The organism is Acidovorax sp. LjRoot204 (assembly GCF_056175785.1).
Map to the genome: position 1 here is coordinate 1 of NZ_JBGFFF010000288.1, position 2,549 is coordinate 2,549.

The window sequence follows — 2,549 nt, forward strand, 5'->3', positions numbered from 1 at the left end:
TTCCAGAACAGTGCCCGCGCTGCAGCGATCCGCTCAGGGTCTCCCGACTCCACAGCGTCCATGATCTTGGGCGGCTCGATGTGGTCCACCACAGTGGCGGGCACCAGGTCCCCGCGCTTCTTGTGATCCTCGCAAAGCGGATTCGACCGCAGGTGACCATCCCGTGCCTTCTTCCACGCCGATGTGTAGCCACGCTGATGGGCTGTGCCCCGCCGCCTATCGCTATCGCTATCGCGGGCAGAAGGCTTCATATCGGTCACTCACAACAGGAACAGTAAAAAGAAAACCCCGACAAGCTAAGCCTGCCGGGGTTCCCGCCTCGCATCCATTACAGGGAGGGGCGCAATAAACACAAGGTGCCTGAAATGTACCTAAAAGGTCTAAGGTGTAAAACTCTCATCACTCAAAAAGTGCCTGCGCGTAAGCATATGCGAGCGCCGCATTGTCGAGAGTAGGCATCAGTGAGTGGCGTGTAATGCCAAGGTCGAACAGCAGCCGTAATGCGTTGTCTGCTTCTGATGCGGGGAGTCGGAACCGATGGAGTTGAAATTCTCTTGTTATGTAGTCTTCAACATCCGGCCATCTTTCATTCGCCAGGAAGAAAGAATTGGCCGCAGCGAAGTTTGTAAAAACTCCCTTCTGCTGAAGCAAATGCGAGTTTTCATGACGCGGCGCACGCACCAGCGTTAAGGGAGAGTTGTCCTTTTGAATCTGGTCCACGCTGATGAAGTACACAGCGATCTCTTGATCGGGCCGGAGCGAGGGTTTGACCAGAGACGAGGCCCCAAAAGCAGCGAAATAAAGGGCTATCAATGGTGATTCCGACCAGTCGAGAAACCTGGTGGGAACACCGTGGTGCTGGGCCAATGCTGTTGCCCGATGAAATGTATGTGGCGGAAACGGCCTCTCGTAATCTGCGTCCAGATGATTTAGTGCCGCGTTTACCAAGTCAGCGCTGTCTCGTGTAGTCGTATAGTCAATCGGGTTTTGAATTCCCAAAGCATCAGCGGCCTGCAGGAAAAGAAATACGGATCGCCCCTCAGCGTGCAAATGAGCACCCAATCTACCCCGGACATGGCCGGTTTTGCCGGGGCGCTGAGGTACGAATTTTGCGAAACACCCATCTCGGAAACCGGATGGAGTCAAATTCCACGCAGTATCCGACTGCCCACGAAAAATCATCCCACCTTTACCCGCCATGCCTATCTGCCAGGGACGCTCGGTTTTAAACCACGATGTGTCCAAAAAGGCGTCCACCATTTTTCGGGGCGTGTCAAACAGCTCGTCCGTCGTGTAGTCGTTCATATAAATTCGTGCGAATGCGTGAGAGAACCTCTAGCATGCCTCAATTTGGACTTAGCACTTATGGTGCAGAACCCGAGCGTCGCCTCTCAAACTCAGCCATGACCCGCCTTTTCTCAGCCTCAATGGCCCGGTTCTCCAAGAACTCAGCAATCGCATGGTCTGCCGATTCCAACTGCGCCTTGATGGTGGACTGAGCCCTTCGCATCTTCAATGCCGTCATGGGGATGCCCAGCTCTTTCAAGTAGATGTAGTCCAGCGTGGCATACAGATGCGACCGCGTGAGCTTCAGCGACTCCACCGCCAGGTCGGTCTCCGCCGAGCGTTCCTCAAACACCGGGATCAGCATGCCGTTGTACGAGCCACGCGAGAAACAGCTGGTGACGGTCAGCAACACAGAGCTGCTGGCATAGCCACGTGCACCGGCTTCGTCGCGGGTCTTCCAGATTGCCCACTCTTCCAGCCGCTGCCGGATGTGCTCAAGCCTTGCCATCACCACCCCCTGCTGCAGCTGCTGCAGTCGGCTCTCGCATGAACCCCGCGAACGTGGTGCCCATCATCAGGGCCATGGCCTGCAGCCTGGCAATGCACATGGTGCTACCCACGCCGCCGGGCGGGACACCCCACGGCGTGCCCATCACGTGCCCGCCCTCGATGGCGTAGAAGTAGCCGGGCTCACCCGCCAATGAACGCTTGAGGCAGTCATCCACGTAGGCCCTACCCCATTCCGCGCGCTTGCGGTCCACAAAGTCAGCGGTCTCTGGCATCGCCTCCCGCATGCTGGCTGGCTTGGCTGGTGTTGTCATAGCGAAATCCTTGCTGTGCACACGTGTGCACAAGGTGTGATGAGAGAGAACAGGACCACCAACAGCCCCAGGGTGGCCGAGGGGTGGACGGCGCAAACCCGCGCCAATCCTTGATCCGTCCATAGGACCACCCTGTCCATAGGTAGGTAGGTGAGCTGCGCCCGCGCGGGCGCGCAGACACGCGCCCCCGTGTCTGCACACGCGCTTGTGTGTGTGCGGATGGTCATTTGGGGTGGACGGGTGGACGTGTCGCCCGTTTCCCTAATGAAATCAACCGCTTACGCCGTCCACCCCCCGGTGGACGTAGGGTGGACGGGGTGGACGGGGTGGACGGGGTGGACGGGGTGGACGGGGTGGACGGGGTGGACGGGGCGGACGGCGGTGGCGACAGGACCACCAGGGCGCGCACACGTGCGCACACCCGGCCGGGGCGTGACCAAA

Annotated in this window: 3 protein-coding genes; all 3 read right to left on the reverse strand. The window is 58.7% G+C overall.

Going from position 1 to position 2,549, the window contains the following annotated elements:
• Nucleotides 1-399: 399 nt before the first annotated feature.
• Genes AC04MI_RS24540 through AC04MI_RS24550 form a run of 3 tightly spaced genes read right to left on the reverse strand, consistent with a single transcriptional unit; the run spans nt 400 to nt 2,108 of the window.
• The gene (locus AC04MI_RS24540) at nt 400-1,305 is read right to left on the reverse strand and encodes an FRG domain-containing protein (RefSeq protein ID WP_476498964.1); all 906 of its coding nucleotides are present in this window, start codon (nt 1,303-1,305) and stop codon (nt 400-402) included.
• A gap of 58 nt (nt 1,306-1,363) precedes the next feature.
• A complete protein-coding gene (locus AC04MI_RS24545; RefSeq protein ID WP_476498965.1) occupies nt 1,364-1,795 on the reverse strand; it encodes a hypothetical protein in 432 nt (143 codons plus the stop codon).
• Nucleotides 1,782-2,108, reverse strand: a complete 327-nt coding sequence (locus tag AC04MI_RS24550) for a hypothetical protein (RefSeq protein ID WP_476498966.1) — start codon at nt 2,106-2,108, stop codon at nt 1,782-1,784. The genes AC04MI_RS24545 and AC04MI_RS24550 overlap by 14 nt, the downstream gene beginning before the upstream one ends.
• Nucleotides 2,109-2,549 lie beyond the last annotated feature (441 nt).

Bases quoted from the DNA above. Each gene is read 5' to 3' on its own strand.
- AC04MI_RS24540 (WP_476498964.1), bottom strand. From the start codon at position 1,305: ATGAACGACTACACGACGGACGAGCTGTTTGACACGCCCCGAAAAATG.
- AC04MI_RS24545 (WP_476498965.1), bottom strand. From the start codon at position 1,795: ATGGCAAGGCTTGAGCACATCCGGCAGCGGCTGGAAGAGTGGGCAATC.
- AC04MI_RS24550 (WP_476498966.1), bottom strand. From the start codon at position 2,108: ATGACAACACCAGCCAAGCCAGCCAGCATGCGGGAGGCGATGCCAGAG.